The 25873-nt window shown below is 47.9% G+C and carries 33 protein-coding genes; all 33 read left to right on the top strand.

Features of this window, described 5'->3' with window-relative positions; translation table 11 throughout:
- Positions 1–67 precede the first annotated feature (67 nt).
- Complete coding sequence (locus MDMS009_RS01790; protein ID WP_008290138.1) at positions 68–1162, top strand: phage protease; 1095 nt, start codon at positions 68–70, stop codon at positions 1160–1162.
- Positions 1162–1563 carry a hypothetical protein gene (locus MDMS009_RS01785; RefSeq protein WP_008290156.1) on the top strand — a complete coding sequence of 134 codons (402 nt, stop codon included), beginning with the start codon at positions 1162–1164 and terminating at the stop codon, positions 1561–1563. The genes MDMS009_RS01790 and MDMS009_RS01785 overlap by 1 nt, the downstream gene beginning before the upstream one ends.
- Positions 1564–1600: 37 nt before the next feature.
- Positions 1601–2671: a Mu-like prophage major head subunit gpT family protein gene (locus MDMS009_RS01780; protein ID WP_008290173.1), complete on the top strand. Its 1071-nt coding sequence runs from the start codon at positions 1601–1603 to the stop codon at positions 2669–2671.
- 66 nt (positions 2672–2737) lie between these two features.
- The gene (locus MDMS009_RS01775) at positions 2738–3160 is read left to right on the top strand and encodes a hypothetical protein (RefSeq protein WP_008290141.1); all 423 of its coding nucleotides are present in this window, start codon (positions 2738–2740) and stop codon (positions 3158–3160) included.
- A gap of 15 nt (positions 3161–3175) precedes the next feature.
- Positions 3176–3595, top strand: a complete 420-nt coding sequence (locus MDMS009_RS01770) for a gp436 family protein (RefSeq protein ID WP_008290132.1) — start codon at positions 3176–3178, stop codon at positions 3593–3595.
- Positions 3592–4155, top strand: coding sequence for a phage protein Gp37 (locus tag MDMS009_RS01765; protein WP_008290165.1), 564 nt, complete (start codon positions 3592–3594; stop codon positions 4153–4155). Before MDMS009_RS01770 ends, MDMS009_RS01765 begins: the two co-directional genes overlap by 4 nt.
- A 3-nt stretch (positions 4156–4158) precedes the next feature.
- The gene (locus MDMS009_RS01760; protein ID WP_008290139.1) at positions 4159–4407 is read left to right on the top strand and encodes a DUF2635 domain-containing protein; all 249 of its coding nucleotides are present in this window, start codon (positions 4159–4161) and stop codon (positions 4405–4407) included.
- 2 nt (positions 4408–4409) lie between these two features.
- Positions 4410–5876: a phage tail sheath subtilisin-like domain-containing protein gene (locus MDMS009_RS01755; RefSeq protein ID WP_008290164.1), complete on the top strand. Its 1467-nt coding sequence runs from the start codon at positions 4410–4412 to the stop codon at positions 5874–5876.
- Positions 5877–5891: 15 nt separating this feature from the next.
- A complete protein-coding gene (locus tag MDMS009_RS01750) occupies positions 5892–6242 on the top strand; it encodes a phage tail tube protein (protein ID WP_008290154.1) in 351 nt (116 codons plus the stop codon).
- 4 nt (positions 6243–6246) lie between these two features.
- A complete protein-coding gene (locus MDMS009_RS01745; protein WP_043887794.1) occupies positions 6247–6627 on the top strand; it encodes a phage tail assembly protein in 381 nt (126 codons plus the stop codon).
- A gap of 81 nt (positions 6628–6708) precedes the next feature.
- On the top strand, positions 6709–8481 hold the full coding sequence (locus tag MDMS009_RS01740; protein ID WP_008290161.1) for a phage tail tape measure protein: 1773 nt from the start codon (positions 6709–6711) through the stop codon (positions 8479–8481).
- Entirely contained in the window at positions 8481–9608 is a 1128-nt protein-coding gene (locus MDMS009_RS01735) for a DNA circularization protein (protein ID WP_008290153.1), read from the top strand. The genes MDMS009_RS01740 and MDMS009_RS01735 overlap by 1 nt, the downstream gene beginning before the upstream one ends.
- Entirely contained in the window at positions 9601–10623 is a 1023-nt protein-coding gene (locus MDMS009_RS01730; protein WP_008290121.1) for a phage baseplate assembly protein, read from the top strand. Before MDMS009_RS01735 ends, MDMS009_RS01730 begins: the two co-directional genes overlap by 8 nt.
- Positions 10623–11174 (top strand): phage baseplate assembly protein V, encoded by a 552-nt coding sequence (locus MDMS009_RS01725; protein WP_008290167.1) that lies wholly within the window; start codon positions 10623–10625, stop codon positions 11172–11174. The genes MDMS009_RS01730 and MDMS009_RS01725 overlap by 1 nt, the downstream gene beginning before the upstream one ends.
- Complete coding sequence (locus MDMS009_RS01720; RefSeq protein ID WP_008290120.1) at positions 11171–11632, top strand: phage GP46 family protein; 462 nt, start codon at positions 11171–11173, stop codon at positions 11630–11632. The genes MDMS009_RS01725 and MDMS009_RS01720 overlap by 4 nt, the downstream gene beginning before the upstream one ends.
- Positions 11622–12686 carry a baseplate J/gp47 family protein gene (locus MDMS009_RS01715; RefSeq protein ID WP_008290140.1) on the top strand — a complete coding sequence of 355 codons (1065 nt, stop codon included), beginning with the start codon at positions 11622–11624 and terminating at the stop codon, positions 12684–12686. The genes MDMS009_RS01720 and MDMS009_RS01715 overlap by 11 nt, the downstream gene beginning before the upstream one ends.
- On the top strand, positions 12677–13264 hold the full coding sequence (locus MDMS009_RS01710) for a YmfQ family protein (protein ID WP_008290129.1): 588 nt from the start codon (positions 12677–12679) through the stop codon (positions 13262–13264). The genes MDMS009_RS01715 and MDMS009_RS01710 overlap by 10 nt, the downstream gene beginning before the upstream one ends.
- A 2-nt stretch (positions 13265–13266) precedes the next feature.
- A complete protein-coding gene (locus MDMS009_RS15720; RefSeq protein ID WP_008290149.1) occupies positions 13267–14214 on the top strand; it encodes a hypothetical protein in 948 nt (315 codons plus the stop codon).
- Positions 14214–14735 carry a hypothetical protein gene (locus MDMS009_RS01700; protein WP_008290664.1) on the top strand — a complete coding sequence of 174 codons (522 nt, stop codon included), beginning with the start codon at positions 14214–14216 and terminating at the stop codon, positions 14733–14735. The genes MDMS009_RS15720 and MDMS009_RS01700 overlap by 1 nt, the downstream gene beginning before the upstream one ends.
- The gene (locus tag MDMS009_RS01695; RefSeq protein ID WP_008290144.1) at positions 14735–15097 is read left to right on the top strand and encodes a hypothetical protein; all 363 of its coding nucleotides are present in this window, start codon (positions 14735–14737) and stop codon (positions 15095–15097) included. Before MDMS009_RS01700 ends, MDMS009_RS01695 begins: the two co-directional genes overlap by 1 nt.
- A gap of 138 nt (positions 15098–15235) precedes the next feature.
- Complete coding sequence (locus MDMS009_RS16650; RefSeq protein WP_081443579.1) at positions 15236–15430, top strand: Com family DNA-binding transcriptional regulator; 195 nt, start codon at positions 15236–15238, stop codon at positions 15428–15430.
- Positions 15396–16157, top strand: coding sequence for a DNA adenine methylase (locus tag MDMS009_RS01690; RefSeq protein WP_008290146.1), 762 nt, complete (start codon positions 15396–15398; stop codon positions 16155–16157). The genes MDMS009_RS16650 and MDMS009_RS01690 overlap by 35 nt, the downstream gene beginning before the upstream one ends.
- Positions 16158–16188: 31 nt before the next feature.
- Complete coding sequence (locus tag MDMS009_RS01685; protein WP_008290170.1) at positions 16189–17079, top strand: hypothetical protein; 891 nt, start codon at positions 16189–16191, stop codon at positions 17077–17079.
- Positions 17080–17114: 35 nt separating this feature from the next.
- A complete protein-coding gene (locus MDMS009_RS01680) occupies positions 17115–17330 on the top strand; it encodes a hypothetical protein (RefSeq protein WP_008290137.1) in 216 nt (71 codons plus the stop codon).
- 63 nt (positions 17331–17393) lie between these two features.
- Complete coding sequence (locus MDMS009_RS01675; protein ID WP_008290159.1) at positions 17394–18749, top strand: sigma-54 dependent transcriptional regulator; 1356 nt, start codon at positions 17394–17396, stop codon at positions 18747–18749.
- Positions 18750–19109: 360 nt separating this feature from the next.
- On the top strand, positions 19110–19409 hold the full coding sequence (locus MDMS009_RS01670; RefSeq protein WP_043887782.1) for a hypothetical protein: 300 nt from the start codon (positions 19110–19112) through the stop codon (positions 19407–19409).
- Positions 19406–19885 (top strand): hypothetical protein, encoded by a 480-nt coding sequence (locus tag MDMS009_RS01665; RefSeq protein WP_008290163.1) that lies wholly within the window; start codon positions 19406–19408, stop codon positions 19883–19885. Before MDMS009_RS01670 ends, MDMS009_RS01665 begins: the two co-directional genes overlap by 4 nt.
- A gap of 2 nt (positions 19886–19887) precedes the next feature.
- On the top strand, positions 19888–20505 hold the full coding sequence (locus tag MDMS009_RS01660) for a hypothetical protein (protein ID WP_008290171.1): 618 nt from the start codon (positions 19888–19890) through the stop codon (positions 20503–20505).
- A 26-nt stretch (positions 20506–20531) separates the two neighbouring features.
- Positions 20532–21770 (top strand): hypothetical protein, encoded by a 1239-nt coding sequence (locus MDMS009_RS01655; RefSeq protein ID WP_008290151.1) that lies wholly within the window; start codon positions 20532–20534, stop codon positions 21768–21770.
- A 142-nt stretch (positions 21771–21912) separates the two neighbouring features.
- Entirely contained in the window at positions 21913–22557 is a 645-nt protein-coding gene (locus MDMS009_RS01650) for a C39 family peptidase (RefSeq protein WP_008290143.1), read from the top strand.
- A 63-nt stretch (positions 22558–22620) separates the two neighbouring features.
- Positions 22621–23490, top strand: coding sequence for a hypothetical protein (locus MDMS009_RS01645; RefSeq protein ID WP_043887780.1), 870 nt, complete (start codon positions 22621–22623; stop codon positions 23488–23490).
- A gap of 120 nt (positions 23491–23610) precedes the next feature.
- Complete coding sequence (locus tag MDMS009_RS01640) at positions 23611–24891, top strand: transporter (RefSeq protein WP_008290125.1); 1281 nt, start codon at positions 23611–23613, stop codon at positions 24889–24891.
- A 218-nt stretch (positions 24892–25109) separates the two neighbouring features.
- The coding region (locus tag MDMS009_RS01635; RefSeq protein WP_008290155.1) for a DUF2189 domain-containing protein at positions 25110–25873 on the top strand (764 nt) is incomplete at its 3' end.

Here is a 25873-nt window from a genome sequence, read left to right as displayed (position 1 = left end):
TGGCACCTGTTCTTGAAATAAACGACGAACAGGAGACTCGCCATGACATCATTCCCTCAAGGTCGCTATGCATAACGTAGCGCTTGCAATCTGCTCACTACTGGTCGGCACTGATGGTGCCGTCCAGTTATTTCCTGCTGGCAAGTTCGATGCCCCTCGCGGTGCGATGGCAGGGAGTGGCCCTTGGTATCTTGATGATGTTTCTGCAGCTGCACTTATTAATCGCGTTCAATCACGCAAGAACGACATCGTTTTCGATTACGAACACCAAACTTTGTTGGCTGCTAAAAATGGTCAGCCTGCACCCGCTGCCGGTTGGGGTAAGCCTGCCGCGTTGAGTTGGGTGCCTGATAAAGGTCTCATGTTGTCTAGTCCTGAATGGACACCAAAAGCCAACGGCTTCATCACCAACAAAGAATATAAATATATTTCACCCGTTTTCACCTATGACCCCAAAACAGGTCATGTCTTGGATTTACTTCATGTCGCGTTAACCAATAACCCAGCCATTGATGGAATGGATGATGTATTGGCAGCGGCTTCCCTTCTCCCGCAACCAAAACAAGAGGACGCTTCTATGAACGAGGAGACTTTAAAGCTGTTACGCCAATTATTTGGCCTTGCAGCTGATGCCGATGAATCAGCGGTGACTGCAGCTCTGACTGCTATGAATAAGCAGGTTACCAACATGGCAACCACATTGGAGCTGAAAGACACTTCAGGGCTTGCTGCGCTGACAGCGGTTAGCAATGCTCTCGGTGAGCTAAAGAAAAAAGCCGATAGCGCTGATGAAGCTGTTGCTGCTGCCACTGCGGCTACCCCCGACACCGCTATGGCTGTTATTAAAGAGCAAGGCGAAGAAATTGCTGCTCTGACAGCGCGCCTGGATGGCAATGACAAGGACGCCATGATTGCCGCAGCCAAAGCAGATGGCAAGCTCACTCCCGCCATGGAGCTGTGGGCTAAAGACCAGCCGGTTGATGTGCTGAAGTCCTACCTTAAATCAGCCGCCCCCATTGCCGCCCTGACAGGTAAACAAACCACCACACAGCAAGTCGATGACGACGGCAACCCCGTTCTGTCTGATGCGCAGTTGGCGGTTTGTACGCAATTGGGTGTCGAGCCAGCCGAATACGCCAAATCACTCAAAGGAGATAAGTAATGGCCGCATTAACCAAAGACCGTAATACCCCGCAACGGTTAGGTGAAGTTCACAACCATCCAGTGGCGGCATCAAGTGTCATCTTTGCTGGCTCTATTGTTGTGCTTGATTCATCTGGCAATGCTGAGGCTGGTTCAACGGCAACCGGTTTGAAAGCCGTAGGCCGTGCAGACCAGCACGTTGATAACGGTGCTGGCTCTGCCGGTGATAAAGCCATTGATGTACGCAAAGGCACGTTCTTGTTTGCAAACGATGGCTCGATTGACCGCACCGATATCGAAGCCACCGCTTACATCGTCGATGACCAGACAGTGGCTAACACTGACGACACCGGCTCCCGTAGTGCTGCAGGCAAGATTGTCGACGTTGATGTTGACGGCGTCTGGGTCAAATTCGACTAAGACTTCACTGGTTTAGCTAATTAATAAGGATGACACCATGAAAAAACTGATTCTCTTGCCGATGGCCATCGTCGGCGCTCTCGTAATGATGACCTCCGCGATGGCGGCTGACTGGTCATTGCCAGCCAGCCTAATGACCGGCCCTGCCTCATTGAATACGGCCATGATGGGTGATGCAATGCCAATGCTGGCGTTTGGCGGCATCATCATTAACAAACAGGCTATTCAAGATATTTTTATTGGCCTGAAAACCGTCTTCCATAACGCACTCAAAGCCCGAACCAGTAACTGGCAACTGACTGCGATGGAGGTCATGTCTAGCACCAAGACCGAAGACTACGCCTGGTTAGAACGTTTCCCGAAAATGCGTAAATGGGTGGGTGAAAAGCATGTCAAAGCCTTGAAAGCCGGTAAATACACTGCCACCAATGAAGATTGGGAAACGACCATCGCGGTTGATCGTAACGATATCGAAGATGACACCTTGGGTATCTACAACACCCAAGCCAATATGGCGGGTGACTCAGCGGGTGAACTGCACGACATCATCTTGGACGATCTGAAAAACAACGCCTTTATTAATGAAGGTCTTGATGGTCAGTACTTCTATGACACCGATCATGAAGTGAATGAAGATTCGGTATCGAACAAACTGACAGTGGCATTGAGCGCGGCAACATCAGCGGCTGCAGCGGCGTCTTACGGTGCGGCACGTACTGCAATGATGAAGTTCACCGATGACGAAGGCATGCCATTGCGTCTGGTACCCGACTTGCTCGAAGTGCCACCGGCTTTGGAAGCTGTCGCACGTAAATTGGTCGAAGCCGACAAGCTCGACGATGACAGCCCGAACCCCTACAAAGGCACAGCCAAAATTGAAGTCAATCCGGGGTTAACGTCTGATACTGTCTGGTTCCTCCACCACACCCGCAACGCTGTGAAGCCTTTCATTATCCAGATGCGTAAGAAGCCTGTCTTCGTCAGCCAGACGGATATGGAAAACGATGATGTATTCAATAAGCGTGAATACAAGTTTGGTGCCGAAGCGCGAGCGACTGGCGTGTATGGCTTCTGGCAACTGTCTGTCGGTTCCACCGGCGGCGCGTAGTTAATCAGCCTTTAAGACAACTTTATCAGGGCGGTTTTCCGCCCTGATAACCAAGATAAGGAACGCATGATGGAAAACTTACTACAACTGCTACGTGAGAAGGCATTCGACAAAAAGCCTACCGTCGAAGAACTGAAAAAGTTTGATGGTCTGGACAGCATTACAGCCAAAGAGCGTGATGAAGCCTGGAAAGTCATTCAGGACGAAAAGCAGGCTCAGTCTAAAACGAATTCAGAAGCTGATGATAATGGGGGTGGCGGTGACTCAGACAAAAACAGCACAACCACAACAACCACTACAACCGACAGTGACCCTGATTCTAAACCAAGCACCAAACAGAACGCTTTACCACACTACCGTGTGACCGTGATGCGGGATGGGTTTCGTCGTTTAGGTCGTGCCTGGTCAGGCAGTGATGATGTCGAGCTGAGCGAAGAAGAGGTCGCCATCCTGGAAGCCGATCCGATGTTCAGCGTTGTCGAGCTATAAGCGGATATCTCAACGATGCCTTACTGCACACAACAAGACCTGGTCACCCGATATGGAGAGGATGAACTGATCCAGCTTACGGATAAGCAAAACACGGGTCAGCTGGACACGGACGTCATTAATTTAGCCATTGCCGACTCAGACAGCATGATTGATGGTTATCTGGGTGGCCGTTACAGCCTGCCGATTGACCCGCTGCCAAGGTCATTGGTGCGTATTGCTTGCGAAATTACACGCTATTACTTGTACGAAAATCTAGCGCCCGATGAAGTAAAAGACCGGTACAACGAAGCAGTCAAGTCACTCAAAAGCATCGCCCGTGGCGAATTGAGCATTGGTATCAGTACAGAAGGTGCCAAACCTCTCAGCCAAAACACAGTGAAAATCAACACCGGTGGCAATGTCTTTAACCGTAAAGATAAGAGCTTTATATGAACAGCATTAGCACCGTTGAAGATCACATCATTGAAAAAGCACAGGCGTTATTTGGCAATACATTAAGCGCTGCTGAAGTGTTACCCAGCGCGTTGAACTTGGCAGTACTGAAACAGTTGGTTGCCTCAAACAGAACGCCGGGCGTTTACACCACGTTTCTCGGTGGTCAAGGCAACTCACGCGGTAGCCTCAATGGCCGTTTTGATGTGTATGTCATCACCCGTCACGTTGGTAACCACAGCGCCCGGCGTCGAGGTGACACAACCACCATTGGTGCTTATGACATTTTAGCGGCACTGATTCCTAAGCTGCATGAATCGACGATTGCAGGGGTCGGTTCACTGGCGCTGAAGAATGTCAGGAATCTGTTTTCAATGCAGCTGGAGCAAAGCTTCAAAGCCACGATGTATGCCGTCACTTTTGAGTTGCCAAATATGCCATTTCCTAATGACTTTGACCCATCAACGTTGGCTGATTTTGTCACCTTTCATGCTGAACATTCATTGGTCGACGGCGACGACGAACCCGACGCTATTGACCACATAACATTGGAGCAATAAACCATGCCAGACCGAATTTTTATCAAACCCGCCAAGCAGGCTGTCAATGTGCGAAAGCTACGCGGCGGTCTGTTAAATCAGCACGGTGAATACGTGCCACGTGAAGTGTATTACCTGAAGCGGATAAAAGACGGTGATGCGATTGAGCTAACCAGTGACGCCGACATTAAAAAAGCGTTGGCCAAGGCTAAAACGGATGCCAAAAAAGCCGTTGCTGCCAAACCCACAGATTCAACTGATAAGGATGCATAAGCATGGCTATTTCTTTTGATACGATTCCTGAAAAATTACGTCTACCGTTTACAGCCATTGAGTTCAGTAATCGGTTGGCAGGTAATGCCAATATTGATTTTAAAATGCTGGTTATCGGTCAGCGACTGTCAACCGGCACGATTCCAGCGGGGCAAGCAGTTCGTGCCAATAGCCCTGAAGAATTGGAAGCGTATTTTGGTCGAGGCTCTATGTTGGCTGAAATGGGCAAGGCACAAATCAATGCCGATCAGTTTACTGAAAAGTGGTTCTTGGCTTTAGATGATGCATCAGGCGGTGAACAAGCAACCGGGTCAATCACCGTTACTGGCCCGGCCACGCGAGGAGGCACAGTCTTTCTTTACATCGCAGGCTATCGCTTACTCATTGGTGTTGACGCTGCTGACACGGATGAAGATATTGCCAGCGCTATCGTTGCAGCCATTACGGCAGAGACGACCTTACCGGTAACAGCCGAAGTTAATGGTGCAGAGTCGACTGAGGTCGATATCACTTGTAAGTGGAAAGGTGAAACCGGCAACGATATTGATATGCGACTCAATTTCTACGATGAAGCCTTGCCTGATGGTGTCGGCCTCACCTTTGTGGCCATGTCTGGCGGTACCGGTAATCCTGATCTTACTGATGTGTTCACTGCTATTGGTGATGAATGGTACAACTGGCTTGCAGTGCCTTATACCGATACAGCCAACTTAGTGGTGCTAGAAGCCGAAGCAGAAAGTCGCTGGGGGCCAATGCGTGCCATCGGCTTTCGGGCATTTACTGCGTTTAAAGGCACCCACTCAGAAACCGGGACTTTTGGCAGTGGACGAAATGGCCCACACGTCACCTGCATGGGTACCAATGACTCACCGACTCCGCCTTATCTATGGGCTGGCGTCAATTGTGTTGTCGCTGCCGCTTCCTTGCAAATTGACCCGGCACGTCAGCTAAGAACGCTGGCATTGCCTGGTATTAAGCCACCGAAAAAAGAACTGCGTTGGGATGGTACCGAGCGTAATCAGCTGCTGTTCGATGGTATTGCTACTTACAGTGTTGATCGTGGTGGATTGGTACGAATTGAACGTCAAATCAGTATGTATCAAACCAATGCGTCCGGCTTTGCTGATGACAGTTATCTCAACATCAACACGGCAGAAACATTAGAACGCATCCGCTTTGAGCAACGGGCAATGGTGTCTCAAAAATTCCCGCGTCACAAGCTGGCGGATGATGATTTTGATATTCCAGCCGGTCAGGCGGTGGTGACGCCTAATGCCATGGAAGATGAGTTTTTAGCCTTGTATACCGTCTTTATGGATCGCGGCTGGTGCCAGGATTATGAAGGTTATAAAGCCACAATCATCGCTGAAATTCATGATGACGATCCAGACCGTCTGGATATGTATGACTCACCAAAACTCATCAATAACCTACGTGTCACGGCTGTGCACACTGAATATCGTCGTTAAATTTAGGAGTAAGCAATGAGCGAACAAGTCACAGGAAAAGTAAAAGTCAGAATTGACGGCGGTGTTATTGAGTCAGAAAACGAAGCCACGTTAGATCCGGGTGGTGTTTCAAGAGAACCGTCGAGCCATGGTGGCAAAACCTATTTCACCGAATCAGATTCACCACCGAACCTGAAGTTTAAAATCCTGCTCACGTCAACGGTTGACGTGACAGAGGTGAATAAGTGGAAAAACAAAACCGTCACGTTTATCACTGATACCGGCCAACGTTATTTAATGCGTAACGCCTTCACTGTGAATGTGATTGAGCATGGCATGACCAGTGCGGATGTCGAGATGTCAGGCGATATGGCGGAGAAGGTATAAACGCATGGCCACGATAACAATTTCACTCGAACACGGCGTCAAAATGGGCGATAAAACCCACACTACAGTCTTGCTGCGAGAGTTAACCCCTGGAGACATCATTGATGCGGGGCTAGCGTCTGAACGTGTCACGGCATCAGATGATGGCTATGTGTTTGCTGTCAGTCCGACATTGATGGGGCTTCATACCTTGGCGAAGCAGATTGAATCTATTGGTGATTATGACGGCATTGTTGATATTGATGACCTGCGTAAATTTCACCGTGAAGATTTTGAGCTGCTTCAGTTTCATGCAGAACGATTAGACCAGGCAGTGCTGGAGTCTGTCATGCAGCGGGGGAAGCATGATGCGTCTGGCGGAGAACCTGAACTGGCAGACGATTAAGTTCAGCCAGTACAGCCAGACGCCTCTTAACTACACATTAAATAGACCTTTAAGACTCTTTTATACGCAGCTAATGAAACGATGAGCCAAAACGACTTAACAACCAGCATCAACATCAACGCCGGAGGTAACTTCGGCCGCCAGATGCGTGTTAATGAAGACCGTTGGAAACGCTTTAGCAAAACAGGCCAACGTCAAATGGGCGTGTTGCGTAGAAGTGTCAGCAGCTTTGGTAACGGGCTTGATAAGTTAGGCAATCGTTACACCGCACTATTGACCGGTGCCGCTGGTGCCGGAACAGCCAAGTTTTTAGTCTCGCTTGAGCGTCGCTTCACTCGGCTAGGCATTCAAGCCAATATCGGTGCTGAAGCAATCGATGAACTGAAAAAGAAAATCTATGAAACGGCACAATCACCCGACATCAGAGTTGACCCAAGTCAAATCACCAGCGCGATTGAATCTATTGTCGAGAAAACCGGTGACCTGGACTTTGCTGAAGCCAATATCCGCAACATTGGTTTAGCCATCCAGGCAACCGGTGCAGAAGGCACATCGATTGGTGAAGTGCTAGGTGAGTTCCAGAAAATGGGCATCGTCTTGGAAAAAGACGTGCTTACGGCACTCGACACACTCAATGTGCAAGGTAAAGAAGGCGCGTTCACCTTGCAAAATATTGCGGCATTAGGCCCTCGTGTTGTCACCGCTTACACCTCGATGGGGCGGCAAGGTATTCCTGCTATTCGTGAGATGGGTGCGGCATTGCAGGTTATCCGTCAGGGTACCGGCTCATCAGAGATGGCAGCGACGGCTTTTGAAGCCTTAATGCGGACACTGAGTGATGCTAAGAAAATAGACATGCTCAAAAGCGGCGGCATCAAAATATTTGATGCTGAAGCTTTAAGTCGTGGCGAAGAAGTGTTGCGACCAATCAATGAAATCATGGTCGACATTATCAAAAAAACACAAGGCAAAAAAACACTGTTAAGCACCGTGTTTGATGCAGAAGCCATGCGTGCATTCAATTCTTCCACTGCCGAGTTCCAGCGCACTGGTGGGCTGGAAAGCTTAGATAAATTCATGAATGTCCACGCTGATGGCACCACCACATTAGAAGACTCGACCAGAGCAGCAAATGATGCCGCAGGCGCTATGCGAAACCTCTACACTGCCTGGCAACAATTTGCTGACTCAAACCTGACTACCTACATTCAATCATTGGCGGACACGATCAATGACATTGATAAAGAAACACTGGATATGCTCATCAAAGGTGCAGCAGGTCTGGTTGCAGTCGGTGGCACAGCTATCCTAGCGAGGAAACTCTATAAAGGTGGCAAGGGTATCTCCGACTTTGTTAAAGGCAGCAAAGCTAAATCCGCCATGGGTGGTGCACTAGGCGGGATGGATGGGGTAACGCCTGTTTATGTTGTCAATATGCGCGGCGGCATGGATCCAACGGGTATGGATCCAAAAAAGAAACCAAAAGTAAAAAAACCTAATCGTAGGCAAATGCTTAGAGCAGCGCCAAATATGAAAACAATAGCAGCGATGGGTGCCGGAGCGATGGGTACTGCTGGTTTAGCAGTTGGCGCTGCTGGTTTGGCAGGTTACGGAGCCGGTAAGGTTATTTATGATAATGCATTAGAAGGCACTGAGTTTGCTGACGCATTAGGCCGTTCGATTGCTAAAGCCTTGGCTTTGTTTGGTAATGATAATGCTCAGGCCGCATTAAGTGCGGAAAAACGCAGCCAACTGCAAATTGAAGTCACCGATAAGCGTGTCCAGGTCAAAAATATCCAAAGCGATGACATGGATATTAATGTCGATACTGGCCCTACAGTGGGGAATCTGTAATGGCCGAACAAGTATTGACATGGCGCGAGCAACTTCAACAATCCTCATTCCGTGGCGTTGAGTTTTATGTTGATGACCATACGCTCGAATTTGGTCGCCGTGTCCAGTTGCATGATTATCCCTTTAAAGATGATGCCTATGCCGAAGACTTAGGCGGCAAAGATGCTGTGTACTCCTTTCCTGCTTTTGTAGTGGGTGAAGATTACAGGCAGCAGCGTGACAAACTGATTGAGGCTTTAAACAAAAAAGGCTCTGGCACCTTAGTTCATCGTTACCTCGGACGTGTCCGTGTGCAGGCTGGCCCCAGCAGTTTGCGTGAAACCAATAAAGAAGGTGGTATTGCCCGATTTACTCTGACTTTTTACAAAGCTGAGTCACGCGCCAAGCCAACATCAAAAGTTGACACGCAACAACGCGTCAATGCAGCGGCCAAAAACGCACAAGCTGTAGTGAAGCAACAATTTACATCGGCATACAGCGTTACCGGCTTTCCAGGTTGGGTGAAAGAACAGGCGAAAACCGTCTTATCCGATATCGAGTCACGCTTTTCCGGATTAGGTGTTATCGATGCCACCATTGCCGATTTTGTTGGTTTGCCCGATGCCTTAGCGGGGCAGGTGATTGGCAGTGTCGGCAGTCTTTCTGCCATGACTCAGTTTCGTAAACTGTTCAGCTTTGGTAGCGAATCAGCCGCCGTGCCAACCACCACGCCAAGTCGTGTTCAGCAAGCCTCAAATCAGCAGGCAATCATTAACCTGGTACAACAATCATCACAAATTGAAGCGGCCAGAGTGGCTAGTACCCGTGATTATGACTCGGCTCAAGATGCGATTGCCGCACGTGATGAACTGTCTGAGGTATTAGATGAGCAAATGCAAGCGGCAGACGATGAGACCTATATCGCACTGCAAGATTTACGGGCTTCCATGGTTCAAGACCTGACAGAACGTGCCGCCAACCTCAAGCAAGTTCGTCGCTATACACCACAAGCGACATTGCCCTCATTAGTGATTGCGCATCAGCTCTACCAAGACGCTGATCGTGCAACCGATATCGTCTCTCGCAATAACATCGGTCACCCCGGATTTGTACCCGGTGGTCAGACTTTGGAGGTGTTGGATGCATGATGTCGCCTTGAAAGTGAATGGTCTGGACTGGTATGGCTGGGAAGAGGTTCGGATCAATCGTTCAATTGTTCAAATTGCGAATGAGTTTAATCTCAAGCTGACTGATAAATGGTCTGAAAACAGCGCGCCACGCCCTATTAACGATGGCGATTCCTGCAAGGTGACGATTGATGATCACACGGTCATCACTGGCTATATTGATGAAGTTGATCATAGCTATGATGACAGCACTAATGGCATTCAAGTAGCAGGGCGTGATGCAACCGGTGACCTGGTTGATTGTAGCGCGCCATCGTTTCAGTGGGCTGGTCGTAACCAATTAGAGGGTGCGTCAGTACTCTGTGAGCCATACGGTATTCCGGTGTCCTCAACGGTTGATACCAGCAAACCGTTTGCCACAATGAAATCAGATGAAGGTGAAAGCACCTTTGAAGTGCTCGATACCGTCGCTAAAATCAGAGCAGTACTGCTAGTGTCTGATGGTTTGGGTGGCCTAAAAATCACACGTTCCGGAACCCGACGCCTGAAAGGCAGTTTAGAAACCGGTGTCAACATTAAAGCCGGTAGTCGTAAACGCTCATCACGCGAACGCTTTAGTCACTACACGGTTAAAGGCCAAACCAGCAGTGCCTGGATAGATACGGTATCGGTGTCAGCTACCGTGGCAGATAAAGCCGTTACTCGTCATCGACCTAAAATTATTCTAGCTGAAGATGCCTTAGATGCCGCTGGCTGCAAAGCCAGAGCCACATGGCATAGAAATATTTCTGCAGCGAAAGCTCAGACATTTAATTACACGATGCTGAGCTGGTATTTAGACGATGAATTGATCGAACCCAATTGCCTTATCGCAGTGAAAGACCACTACCTGAATGTCAATCGTGACCTATTGATCGTAGGCATCACCTATATAGTTGATGATAAAGGGCTGCGCGCTGAGCTGATCCTTGGTTTGCCTGAAGCGTTTGAACTACAAGCCCTGCCAGAGCCAAACGATGAAGGCGGTGTCTGGTAATGCGTCGCTTACAGAAATTACTGTCACCATTAAAACGTGGCCTGCAACAAATGCTACGTGTCGGTGCCTTGCTTAAAGTCAATGACGCACCACCGATTCAAATGGTGCAGATCGAAACCTTATCTGGTGAGGTGATTGAGGTGCCTCGCATTCAAGATTACGGCATAACATCCGTGCCACTACCCGGAGCAAAAGGTGTCGTCGCGGCTATTGGCGGTAAAACCAATGGCTATGTTTGCATCAAGATGGATGATAAGCGCTATCGTCAAGTCAGTCTCAAGCCGGGCGAAGTTGCACTCTACGATAGTCAAGGACAACTCGTTCACCTCAAGCAGGGTGGCCTGATGGAGTTGATTGCCAACACACAAATCACGGCCAAAGTGCCGGTTTTTCGTATCGAAGGCCAACTGAACGTCACCGGCGACATTATCGATCACGTCGATAGCGATGGTCTGACCATGGCGAGCATGCGTTCTACTTATAACGGCCACAATCATAATGGCGATAGTGGCGGCACCACCAGTAACCCTAATCAGAGTATGACACCATGATGGATTTTGTTATCAAAATGGTGAATAAAAATGGTCGTCCACGCTTTGTGCTGGAAACCGATCCATTAAAAATTACCTACGTCGCGATACTGGAAACAGCCGTCATCGTGGCGCTTTTCACTGACAGACAAGCCGACTCAGATGACGTCATCCCCGATGGCACCAATGATAAACGTGGCTGGTGGGGCGATGCCTTGGCGTCTGTTTCTGGTGACTTGATCGGCTCACGGCTTTGGTTGTTACAACGTGAAAAGCAAACCGAGCCTGTGCGAAAAGCCGCTGAAGACTATGCCGATGAAGCCTTGCAGCATCTCATTGATGATGAAGTGGTTGATTCCGTGCAAGTCACAGCCAGTTACCCACGCGCTGAATGGTTAGCCTTAGATATCGACATCGAAACAGCAGACGGCCAGCTTTTAAATTTCAATTATGCCTGGGAGGCTTTCAATGGCGTTTAAACGTCCTTCATTGGCAGAATTACATGCCCGTTTAACGGCGAATATTGATAGCAGAACCGATGGTCAGCCACGTCTGCGCCGTTCACCGTTTAATATCTTTGCCACGGTCATGGCGGGTGGCATGCATGAGATGTATGGCTATCAAGCCTATAAAGCGAAGCAGTTATTGCCTGATAGCGCCGATGAAGCGCACTTTGGTCGTCTCGCATCAATTGAAGGCACCGAGCGAAACCCATTCGAATACGCGATCGGCCAATGTGAAGTCACCGGCACCAATGGCGCTGTTATCGAAGCCGGTAAAACTCTAAAACGTGCTGATGCGGTTGAATACACAGTCGATGATGAAGTCACTATTGTCGGTGGTGAAGCCGTTATTTCAGTCACAGCCGTTTTGCCAGGCGCTGAAGCCAATGCCATCGCTGGCGTTGCCTTAACCTTTGTCGATACCCTTGCCGGTATTAATGGCCAAGCCATCGTTGACGCAGACGGTATTAACAATGGTACCGACATCGAGCAGCTTGAAAGTTGGCGTCAACGTCATATCGAAAACATCCAGCAACCGGCTCAAGGTGGCGCGGCACATGACTACATTAGATGGTCAAAACAAGTGCCAGGTGTTACCCGTGCATGGCAATATCCGGGTGAGATGGGTGAAGGCACTGTCACCGTTCGTTTCGTGAGAGATAACGATGACAGCATCATCCCTGATGCGACTGAAGTGGAAGCGGTGTATGACTATATTTTTGAACAGCACCCTGTTACAGCCGGGATCTATGTTGTTGCCCCCATCCCTGTCGCTTTAGATTTAACTATCGCGTTGACACCGAATACCACGGTTGTCAAAGCAGCCGTTGAATCCGAAATAGCCGACTTACTTTCGCGAGAAGCGATTCCAGAAGATGGTAATGGCAAAGGCACTATCAAAGTCAGCCATATCCGAGAAGCGATTAGTATCGCTGCTGGTGAGACCGATCATGTTTTAGTTAGCCCGACAGAAGACGTCACGCTAACGCTAGGCCAAATTCTCGTGCCAGGTGATATCACATGGCAATAAAAACCCAGCAATACCTCACTATGCTGATGGCCTTAATGCCTCGCGGCCTGCTTTGGGACGATCTGCAACACGATCCTGACTTTATCGGCTTGTTCGAATCAACCGCTGAAGAGCTTGCCATCCTTCACGCCCGTGAAGATGACCTGTTAGACGAAGCAGACCCGCGTACCACCTATGAAATGCTTAATGAGTGGGAAGCCGCTTACGCGCTGCCCGATCCGTGCGTAGATGACGTGCAAACCCTTCAGCAGCGACTGGCTAGCCTATACGCCAAAGTGACCAATAAAGGGGGGCAAAGCATCCCGTATTTTATAGCCATTGCAGAATCGATTGGCTATCAAGTCACTATCACCGAGTTTTCGCGCTGGACAGTCGCAGACCGAGTCAATAAACCGCTTTATGGGCAGTCTTGGCAGTTTGCATGGCAGGTCAATGCGCCTGAAGAAACGATTAGCTATTGGAGAGTGAATGGCCGCGTCGATGAGCCATTAGCATCATGGGGCAATAAGCGCCTCGAATGCACACTCCATAGATTAAAACCCGATCACACCACACTCATTTTTTCCTACGGAGGATAATAATGGAACCACGTAATTATGAAGCGGATGCTTCAGCATCACCTCCTGATGCCCCAGCAGTACCGTCAGTTGGTTATCCAACAAATGGTGATCCTACATCCGGTACACCAGCGACATGGCCCGGCGCGCATTGGTTCTACAAAATGGGCGAGTCACTACGCAACGTCATCACTAATGCAGGCCTCACACCTGATGATGGTGATTTAAACCTGCTGCAGAAAGCCATCGTCAAGCTGGTCTCAGCCACCAACCACGTTGTACGGCTGGAAGATGTCACCTTTGGTCCATCAGTAGCCGATGGCGATGCCGTGTACTGGGACACTGCCAACAGCCGCTATGACCGTGCCATTGCCGACGGTACCGACAAACAGAAGATGGTCGGCTTTGCGGATGTCACCAACAGCCTGGTCGAAGCGTTTGGTCGTTCGGCGCTGTTCTCCGGCCTGACGGTGGGTGACAAGTATTATCTGTCTGGCAGTACGGAGGGGGAAATTACTGCAACTGCGCCATCCGAAAAGGTGGTCGTCGGTCTGGCTAAATCAGCCACCGTGATGTTTGTTGATATTGACCCGATTGCCGGTACGCCTATTCAGGATCAGACGACATGGAATACGGGAACCGATACGACTGAGAGTATTATCAGCCCCGACAAGCTTGATGCCAAAATCAAAACGATGGCTATTGGCGAGGGGCAGGTCTGGCAAGACGTTTTTGTCAGTCGTTCAGAGGGTGTTACTTATACAAACACTACTGGTAGATCTATTCAACTGGCGATAGTTCTAAGCGCTGGCAGTGGGCCTCGTAATTTCCTTGTTGACGGTGAAGTTATCTGCACTATCGCAGGTGATTCTGATGAACAATACGTTAATTTGATTATTCCGAACGGTAGCACATATCAAGCCGGAGCTGGAGTTCTTTCGGGATTTGATGTTTGGTGGGAGCTTAGATAATGAAATATTTTAAAGACGAAAATAATAATGTCTTTGCATTTGAATCCGATGGCTCACAAGATCATTTAATTAAGTCTGGCATGACTGAAATTGATGAGTCAGAAATTCAATCTGTCATAGATTCAAAACTAATAATCGATGATCGGCTTGCTAATAAGCATTCTGAGATTGTTCAGAAATTCAAACTAGCCATGGCTCCAGTCACGAGTCTTTATACGGCTGAAGAAATTGCTAGCTTCCCAACGCAAGAGCCAGAAGCAATAGCTTGGCAGTCGGACAATGCCGCGCCGACGCCACTGATTGACTTCATTGTTGCAGAGAGAGCCAGCGTTGATAAAGCAACCCTAGTCGGACGAATCATTAGCAATGCGTCCAATTATAAAAGTGTGGCTGGCCCAGCTATTGGAAAAAAGCAGGACTATGAAGACTTGCTCTATGCACTTCAAACACAGCACGAAGATGAGCAGCAGCCGGATGTGATTCAAGCTGATATTGACGCGATTGTTGTGGATTACAGCTAATGCCTAAGCAATCAAAAATATCCTGGTCAGACCTGACACCGGAACAAAAAATCAGTTTTGGAAATGGCTGTGGCCCTGACTGGCTACCCGAACCAGTTGCTAAGCTGTTATTTGGCTGGTTCTTCGAGGCGAGTTGCCGTCATCACGATTTTAACTACCAACGTGGTGGTGGTGATAAGGATCGTCTCTCAGCTGACCGAGGCTTTTTTAAAGCCATGCTGCGAGATGTCAAGCGGCTGCATTGGTCATTACAATTGCCAGCAGCTATAGAAGCTGTTGGGTTCTATGGTCTGGTTCGCTTCTTTGGCCGTTTTCATTTTGAAGATGGCCAATACAAATCGCTAGACCAAATACTGAAGTAAAGGAAGAGACAGCGACTCGGCAGTGCGCCAACACTGCCGAGCCGTCAACCCACAGGCACATACCCTGTGAGCCAACCAAGGCCATCCCGCCGCGTCGACGCAGCCGGGCCAGCCTAGCACAAACAGATAGAGGCTCACATGAAAGAAGTTAGATGTGGTGGCTGCAGCCGGTTACTGGCTAAAGCTGAATACGTACAAATCGAAATCAAGTGTCCGCGATGTAAGACACTCAACAACCTGAAGGCCATTGAGCCTCTTAATCCAGCACCAGCGAGTGCCAGACCAATAGAGGAAAAACATGGCCAAACCAATTATCCCGTGGATGGGCGGTAAAACCCGACTCGCAAAAGACATCCTGCCCCTGTTTCCGGAACATCAATGCTACGTCGAAGTCTTTGCTGGTGGCGCAGCGCTCTTTTACAAAAAGGAACCATCCAAAGTCGAAGTGCTTAATGACATCAATGGTGAGCTGACCAACCTTTACCGGGTTGTTCAGCACCACCTTGAAGAATTCGTCCGGCAGTTCAAGTGGGCCTTATCCAGCAGACAACTGTTTGAATGGGAAAAAGCCAAAACACCCGAAACGCTCACCGATATCCAGCGTGCAGCCAGGTTCTACTATCTGCAAAAGCTTGCCTTCGGTGGCAAGGTCGACGGCCAGAGCTATGGCACCGCCACTACCAGTCCGCCACGGCTCAATCTACTCCGCATCGAGGAGGATCTGAGCGCCGCTCACCTTCGCCTGGCCAGAACCAACGTCGAGAACCTAGACTGGCAGCGCTGCATTCAGAAATATGATCGACCAGGCACACTGTTCTATCTGGATCCACCGTACTATGAAACCGCAGGTTACGGTCAAGACTTTGGTTTAGAACAATACGAAACCATGGCAGAACTGGCCCAAACTATCCCAGGCAAAATGCTCATCAGCATCAACGACCACGACACTATTAAAAAGGTCTTTAAAGGCCTCTCAAATAAGCCTTTAAATATCAATTACACGGTAGGTGGAAATCACAATAAAAAAGCATCCCGTGAGCTGCTAATATGGAATTGGTGATAATTAACAAATGGAGTCACATTCTTAAGCGATGATTACACTAAATACCGAGAAAGGCTTAATCCGTGTTGATTCATGGGGAGATATTCAAGACTTAGCTGGTTTTGAGGAAAACCTCGATCCATCAGACCATAAATTAAAGGAGATTCTAGGTAATTATACTTTTACTGAAAAAATTCGTTGTGGTTTATCAACTTGTCATTCGCCTCATAACAAAGGCTATATTGTCTCAACTGAAGATGGCTATACCACTAACATCGGCCAGTTATGTGGTGCCAGTTACTTCGGTGTTGAATTCAACACTCTATCGAAACGCTTCGACCGTTTTGTTACTGAATCTGAAAACCGTGCCACATTAAGAGAGTTTGATATTGATTCTGTTCAACAACAGGTTTCGGAACTAAAGGCTCAGGAAAAAGGTGCCAATTGGGCTAATTCTAAACTTAGCCCGTTTAAACAGAATAAATTTCCTACCATATCTAAAGCCTTGTCTAGCATGATCAAGACACGGAGTAATCAACTTATAATTACCGTGAAAGCTACTGTGCAAGAGGTTGAAGCTATTGAGGCTGCTCAAAATGTAACCCTTGAAAGGCCTCATTATGTTGAACGTCCTGTTGCTGAAATTGCTGGCTTAGAGGCTTTGTATGATGAGAACGACATCAGAGAGTTGGTGGTTATTCAGCTTGAAAGCAATCTCAATCAATTGAGAGATGCCGATATAAATCAGCTCAGTTATCAAGATTTAGAGAAATGGGCGAAGTGGGTTAGAGAGGTTGACTCTTTAGTCAGTAAAGCCACACAAATCATTCTCTTTGCCAGAGTGTTTCTCACTAGAGAGAACTTAAAACCACTTGATCGTTTAGGTGGCAGTTATGATGAATCTTCTGCATTTACTTCTTATATAAAGCAGCTTAAATAGATCATTAATTACCTATAGTTAGTTTGGAGTTTGTTATGTCTGGTTTTGTTTCTGTTGAGGTCGAAGGGAAGCTCTATGAGTCTGAGTACCATGAAGTTGGTGGTGTGGTTCGGGTTTATGGTGATCTAGGTGACCCTCATAAGCCAGAGGTCGAGTTCACCACTCTTGGAGGTATGAAGCCAGACCAAGTCGCTAGGATTTTGCTGAGACGTTTGGTTAAGCGAGGAGTAGTTTCGCCAACTGACGATTAAACTACAGATCGCAATTCATGTGGCGAGAGATCGCAATTCATGTGGCGGCCTACAGGGAGATTCATGAAGTCAGATGGGCGTGCACTCATCTATATGGGAAATAACGGCGTTTCTCAAAACTTGTTAGAGACATTGCAGTTGAATGACTGGCATGTCAAACAGACGAGTAATATTGATGAAGCCAAACAGACCATGCGTGAGCATAAGTTGCATGTCGGCTTAATTGAGCTAACTTGCCAACATACAGAATCTTATCTATCCCAAATTCAAGAGATGCTTCAGCAATACTTCCAAATGGAATGGATTGCACTCGTTCACAGTGAAACCGGGTTAAATTCGAGCCTCAAGCAGATTATTGCTGAGTCATTTTCTGACTTTCACACGCTACCCGTCGATCCTAGTCATTTACTCGCCAATGTCGGTCATGCTTACGGCATGGCCAAAATGAAATGGGATACGGTTAATATTCCTGACGAAACCGATGGCCTTGAACAGGAGATGGTCGGTAGCAGTCAACAAATCCAAAACCTGTTTGCAAACATAAGAAAGGTCGCCGGCGTTTCAGCTCCTGTTCTTATCACGGGTGAGAGTGGTACAGGTAAAGAGTTAACGGCACACGCGATACATGAGCGCTCGAAGTGTGCAAACGGTCCCTTTATTACTGTGAACTGTGGAGCCATTCCTCATAGCCTGATTCAGTCTGAGTTATTTGGTTATGAAAAAGGCGCCTTTACAGGGGCAAATCACAAAAAGCTGGGGCATTTTGAAGCCGCTCACAAAGGCAGCATTTTCTTAGATGAAGTCGGTGATTTGCCACTGGATCAACAAATAAATCTGTTACGTTTTCTACAAGAAGGAACGATCCAACGGGTGGGTAGTAACGAACAAATTCCTGTTGATGTGAGAATCATTGCTGCCACCCACATTAATTTAGAACAAGCCGTTAAGACAGGAAAGATGCGCGAAGATCTTTATTATCGTCTTAACGTGTTGCAACTCTGCACACCGCCTTTAAGAAAAAGACCCGGTGATATTGAATTGCTTGCCCATTACTTCTTCAAAAAGTTTTCACATGAAAAAAATAAAACGGTGAAGGGCTTCTCTAGCGCTTGCCTTGCCGTTATGCGTGATTACGCTTGGGAAGGTAATGTCAGAGAGCTGGTGAACCGTATTCGCCATGCCATGGTGATGTGTGAAAACCGACTCATTTCTGCAGAAGATCTGGGTATTGATGAATCCTCACATCATTTTCACTTCATGTCTCTCAAGGAAGCAAAAGATCGTGCTGAACGTGAAGCTATTCTTAATGCTCTGGCGCGAATGCATAACAATGTCACACTCACCGCTAAAACGCTCAAAGTGTCACGCGTCACATTGTATCGCTTGATAGAAAAACATAGCATTAACATTAGTGACTAAAAAACCTTAACGGTGTTTATCACATACACCGCATCCTCTTGTGCCACATAGCATGCCTCGCCTTGCATAACTTAAGCGAACGACAATAGTTGTCGCTAGCCACACAGCAAATAAGCCTCCTTCTTTGTAATACATTTTTGTGACTGTAACGAAAACGGTACAGATCTCAGTTCATAAGTTTTCTTTTAAAATACATAGGATTACAAATTACCCCCCACAAAATCGTGTATCTAAAAGTTTACAGATCTGCGTTAGCGACTCGCCACAAAACCCAATAATATAATTAAATATCAACAAGTTACAATCATGGCATGAATACTGTAACGACATGTTCAAATAGACAAATATGTAGAACGTGTCATGACAAAGCAAAAAATAAAACTGTTTCTTATTTCGATCTTGCTGGCTTTGCCTGGTTATCAAGTCATGGCGCAAGACATTGCTTTGTTAATGACAGGTAACTCCGATTTGGCTCCCCTTTCGGTCAGTCACCATTTATCTGATCAAGAACTGTCTAGTCATCGTGGCCAAGGTTTCAGTTTTCCAGACATACAAACAGGCGTCATCTTATGGGATGAAGTTGATAACGGTCAGAAACCCACCCACAACAACCATTCAGGTCAAGGCAGTCAATTTACCATCACGGTTGATACGCCATGAATGTTAAACACCTTATTCAAACTGTATCAGGCTTACTGCTGGTCAGTTTGTTATTACCCATTAATGCAGAGCCTGGAGGCATCGTTATGAGCCGCGATGTGCCAGCACAGCGCTGGGATGTAAATCGTCATACCGGCCTACCCACTGTCATTAATCCTTCACCGGTCAAAGAAACCCAATCCCTCAATAATTCGATGCAGGACATGGGGATGAGCGAACTGACCGATCAACAATTTTCCGGTATCACATCCAACGCCGTCTCAGGCCCATCGGCTATCAACAATCACTTTGCTAGCACTCTGACCAATCAATTAGGTGGTCATGGAAGCGGTAGCAGTGTCTCCAGCCAGATGAGTACGGTAAACAGTATCACCACCGGTCTCGGTGGCAGCATTTCCGGCAGTGTCGGCGGTGCTACCCGAAGTCTTGGTAGCGATATTCGTGGTGCGTTATCGGACACTTTACCAGGTAGATAACTATGAAGCTTTTACCTATCAGTTTGCTGTTTGCTTCATTGTTGCCCACATTGCCGGCAGCCATTGCTGACGATGCATTGACCGGGCTGCCTTATGCCATTAACAACAGCATGATCGATGGTCATGCACTCAGCGGCACAAGAGGTCGTAACGTGGTCAATATGGCTGCGGGTGATGCTAACGCACAACAGAATGCAGCAGCCATAGCTCTCAACCCTAACGGGGTAGCAAGCATTGGTCTGTTTACACAGCAAAACCTACATCAGAATTCCAGCACACCGTCAGGATTGTCGATATCGGGTATTGGCGGTCATGCCTTTACTAACAGTATCGGCGCTCTCTCGATTAATCAGACCAGTGGCACGGGCAACGCCCAAGTCAATGGGATGGCAATCGGTATTGGGCTGGATGTCAACGTCATGTCGGAAAGCATGCTTTCCAACATGTCGACCGGGGCTGGACTGGCAGCCCGCGAACCAGACGAGGGAATCCGAAGTGCCACTATCGCTGATAGTGCCTTCAACGGTTCACGCGGGCTGGTGCAAGTTAACCAGTCAGCCGGGTCGGGCAATAGCACGGCCAACAACTTCGTACTCCAGCTTGATCTGGGTGCGAAATAACTTTGTGATTCATCAAGGAGAAAGTCATGAAACTTACAACCAAGTACACCCCTATCGCTGTCGCGATGACCATGCTGGTGGCAAGTAGTGTTGCTACAGCTGGTGGTCCAGGTGGCCCCGGTGGTCCAGGTAACGGCCCCGGCGGTCCTACTTTACTGGTCGACCTTAAACTCAATGCCCGTGCTGACTTAGGTTTGAGCGTGTCTAAGTATGAAAATGACACAGATGTCGAGTTAGAAAGGGTCTATGACACTGACCGTTATATTGATGTTAAAGGTGATATTGATGTGGTTGGGGAAATCCCAGTCAACAGTAGCTCTGCATCTCTGACTAGTCAGAATCAGAATAACTACCGTAATAAATCCATCAACTACTTGACTGATAATGATGCCAAAGCTGAAGAAAACGGCCTGCAGGGAGCAAGCGGTAATATTGGCCTCAATATCACAGCAGGTGACAACAATGCACAAGATAACAGTGCTTCATTGTCAAAAGTTGATGCCGCGTTTGTGTTTGCAGCAGCCGATTCTATTTCGAATCAAAATGCAGAACGTAACACTTACTTCAACCATGGTGTTCGTAACGATGCGGTTATGGGCGGCAACACACTGCGTGATGCCAGCGGTAATATTGCCGTTAACATCTCTGCTGGTAACAGCAATCTGCAAGCCAACTCACTGGCTGCATCTGTCAACACTTCTGGCACAATGGCAGAAGCGACTGTATCTAGCATTCAAACCCAAGATCATAACTTCACTATGAACAAAGGGATGCTGAAACAAGTTAGCGATACCGTTCAGGTCACCTTGGAAGGTTCAGTATCAGGCAACCTGCCAAATGCACGTTATGTAGGTACATCAGATCAGATTGGCGATGTTTATCCTGATATCTGGTCTGGTGACTCTCACCCCGCTGGTAACCAAACCGGTCACTTTGATTTGGATACAGACACTCAAGGTGGTTCGGATCTGAATGGTGACGGTGGTGCTTTAGCCTTTAATGAAAGTGGTCGTATTATCTTTCAGGAGCAAGGCGCAGTAACCTTAGGCGGCACCTTCACCGGTGAAGTTGTCACTACCCGCTGGATTGTTCGTCCTCACCACAATAATGCCAACTTCGGTGGAGACGCACTTCGCGGTGCCAGTGGTAACATCGGTGTCAACATTGCTGCGGGTACTAACAACCTGCAAGGCAATCACCTATCCATCGCAGCCGCGACTGGTCCAGGTGCGCCTGGTAATGGTGGTGGCGGTGGTGAGCCGTAAAAGTAGGGATACAATGAGTTGAGTACGATCAACTGAACTCTCCGGCTCCTCCGGGAGCCGGAGTTTTCCTAAAGGCCACCAGACAATGAAATACAAAAAAAGCGCACTGCTACTCACGAGCTTGTTCAGTCTCTGGCTGTCAATGTCGTTAAGCAATGCGGCCAATATTCAATTTAGTGGTGTCATTCCCGGCACCATCATTAATAAGAACATTATCAGTATGCGCGAGCAACATTTCGTTGAAATGGTGCCACAGCAAACTGACTTCAGTTGTGGTGCGGCTGCCTTGGCCACCATTCTCAATTATGCCTACAACTACGACTTCACTGAAGCCGATGTGATTGAAGGCATGCTCAAGGTCAGCGACTTACAACTGGTGCAAAGCCAAGGTTTTTCACTATTAGATATTAAACATTATGTGGAAACACTGGGGTTACGTGGACGCGGCTACTCCGTCAATCCGGAGATCCTTGATCGCATCAAAATCCCCACTATCGCTTTGCTGGATATACGTGGTTACAAACACTTTGTCGTTCTCAAAAAAACGACACAAGACAAAGTATACATCGCCGATCCGGCCCTAGGTAACAGGGTCATGGACAGGCAAGACTTCGTGGATGGTTGGAATAAAGTCACCTTTGCCATTATCGGTGAAGGCTTTGACCGTGACTCCATTCTGTTACGTCCCAAGGAACCTCTGACCGCGCGAAACACGGTCGATACCTGGCGACCATTAACAGATGCTGAGCTGGTTGAGTTTGGCTTTTATCGCTCCGAGCTGTTCTAAGTCTGCTTGCCCATGCGTTGTCGACCAATGAAAGGTTCGGCAGTCAAAATGGAGAAGGACAAGATGAAAACTATCATTAGTGCGTACAGCAGGGACAGTGTTACGCCAAAAGACAAAACAGGGACGTCGCTACCCAGACGGTTTAAACCTCGTGCCGTTGCACTTTCAGTGCTGCTCTTGTGTATTGCGCCTCTACATCAAGCCCATGCTGAGCTCCCTGAAATGGGAGTTTTTGCTAACGCTCAAGAACTTTCGGATGACGTACTGGGAGAAACACGCGGTAAATTTGTTTCCGCCGGGCAAATTATGACCTTTGGTATCAGAATGGTAACCGAGTGGATCACCTCAACTGGCGAGGTCATCAATGCCAGCGGCACCTTGGCGGTGAATATGGCTAATGGTCAACCGTCGATTAGTTTTGAACCGGTGATCAGCATCCATCAGACACAGCCCGTCGGCCAGCCATCCTCACAAGGCAATAATTTCGTCACCGGTGGTCAAGGGTTAGAAAATGTGACTGGGGTAGTACAGAGTATTCAAGTTGCAGGTAATACCAATGGTATCGGTAACTCCATCGGTATATCGGTCAAAAAATACAACGAATCAGGCAATAACCCACCCGTTGGAAACACAGGGGCGAATCTAAATGTGACAACCCCTTCCGGCAATACCGCTGCGGTTTCTCTGGTCAATAATGGCTTGTCAGTGAATGTAAATGTCCTCGAACAAGGGCAGGCACAACAAGCCATACGTAGTATTTCACAAGGGAATGGTCAGGTCTTACAGTCAGTAAGACTGGGTGGCGATCTCAATCAGATTCGTAACCTTATCAACTTGGATATACAAACCAGAAATAATGCTGTGTCTTCTTCTGCAAATACACAGCAAATTTTGTCATCACTGCGACAACTGTCACAGACCACACCTTTTTAGGAAAACGTCGATATGAGGCATTAATATCCTGATGAATGCACACAATAAATTTGACAAATTTTAAAACCGCGTTCAATACTTCATTTTAAATGGGGTCGAGTAATCAGCCAAGGAGTTAAAATGCCTGCACTCAAAAATCGTTACACCACCCTGAGCCTCTGTATCGGTATGGCACTCGCCACACCGATACAGGCGGCGACAGACAAAGAAGTCGAACAGCTGCAGCAGCAAGTCGAGCAAATGCAGAAGCGCTACGAGCAACAAAATGATGTGCTCAAAGCCATGGCGGTCAAGATACAGCGACTTGAACAAGAGTCGCAGCCACGAAATGTCAAAGTTGGTGGCGCACAACCCCAGCCGAATACCTCTGCAGAGCAGGGAGAACCTCAAGGGCAGTCAGGCACACAGCAAGCCCAAAACCAGCAAGGTGTCGTCAAAGAAGCGCCGGCTGCACGAAGCACTGAAGCCGTGTACCGTGAGCAACATACGCTGTTTGACCGAAAATTCACTATTGAACCCGGTATTACTTATTCTCACTCTGATCGCCGAGACCTATTCTTAAATGGCTTTCTGGCTTTGGATGCAATTTTCTTAGGCGACATCAGTCTTGACCGAATTAAAGCGGATACGTGGACATTTGATCTAACCGGACGTTATAGCTACAGCGACCGTCTGCAATTCGATGTCAATGTGCCTTACCTTTATCGTGACTCATCATTCTCCACGGTTGGTGCGGGTTTCGCTACGAATTCAGTCGCTGAGGATGATGTCTCTAATGGTGACTTTGGTGATGTCAGCTTTGGTGCATTTTATCGACTTTTTCAGGAACGAGGCTCACGTCCTGACACGGTCCTAAGTCTTCGGGTTAAAGCACCTACAGGGAAAGACCCCTACGGTATTAAATTTGTTGAAGTCTCAGATAGTGGTCAGAATCTGACCGTGCCGACCGAGCTACCTACAGGTAATGGCGTGTGGTCATTAACCCCCGGGATTAGTATTATCAAGACAACTGATCCAGCGATTCTGTTTGCCAATTTTTCCTACACTTATAACTTTGAACGCTCGTTTAGCGATATCAGTACCAGTCCCGACATTCAAACCGGCGCTGATGTCGATTTAGGAGATAGTTACGCGTTCGGTGCCGGTTTTGCTTTTGCGCTTAATGAAAAGCTGAGTGCCAGCATGTCTTACTCACACCGTATTACAAAAGAAACCAGCATCAAACAACGAGGCCAATCTGAGATAGACGTCAACGGCAGTGATGCCAGTGCCGGGCTGCTTAACTTTGGCGTGAGTTATAGTCTCGGTGACAACCTGACCATGACCGGTAATGTCGGTATTGGCATTACCCCCGATGCGCCAGATGTCTCCGTTGGCTTCCGCTTCCCATACAACTTCTAAAGTCGCTTTTCTCATTAACAACGCCGTTAGCAATCGTAACGGCGTTGTTTTATGAACATCAAGGATACGAATATTTTCGCGGAGCTTTTTCAGCTCAAAGCCTGTCTCATAATTAAGAGGTATGGGTACTCACCTTATCTTCAACGCTTACTGTTTCATCTCATGCCTCCATTCACAATGGATTACTGCCCATCGTTCGACATGGGAAGGAGAAAATCATGAGTGTACAAAGTCACCTTAATTATAAAATCCCATCACAATTCTCGATACAGGATGTCAGTTTATTGCGTCCCTTCCATTGGTTATCAAAAGGCTGGCGGGATCTTATTCATAACCCTGCTGCCAGTCTTGCTCATGGGCTGATTGTCACCGCCATTTTCTTGATAGCCTTGTTGATAACCAGCCGCCATGTCTATGTGCTTGCCGCCGTCATCTCGGGCTTTATGCTTATTGGGCCGATCATGGCCGCTGGCCTGTGTGAAATTTCACGCCAACGACAAAAAGAGAGCCCCGTCAGTTTTGACAGCTCATTGAATGGCCTGAGTCGTAACCAAACGGCTTTAGTCCGCTTTGCCAGCATGTTGCTTGGCTTCAGCGTACTTTGGTTCTTTTTATCCGCATTGGTGTTACTGGCAACAGTCGGCAATGTTGCACCAGCCTTGAATGAAACCCTGTGGGGTGATTTCTTTGCAGTTGTGGCACCGATGCAATTGGCCTTATATCTGATTGTGGGAGGTCTTTTGGCCTGCCTGGTTTATGTCATGTCGGTAGTGTCGGTACCCGCTATCATCGATAGTCAAATCACTGCAATGGACGCCATGATTATCAGCATTCAAGTGGTTGTCTCTAACAGCCTAACCATGCTGGTTTGGGCGAGTTTAATTGTATTACTGATGGGTATTAGTCTTGCCACCTTCCTGATCGGAATGATCGTGATATACCCGCTGCTTGGCCATGCTAGTTGGCATGCTTATCGTGATTT

Origin of the sequence: Methylophaga thiooxydans DMS010 (assembly GCF_000156355.1) — a bacterium.
GTDB classification, from domain to species: Bacteria; Pseudomonadota; Gammaproteobacteria; order Nitrosococcales; family Methylophagaceae; genus Methylophaga; species Methylophaga thiooxydans.
This window is presented reverse-complemented; position numbering and strand designations above follow the sequence as displayed.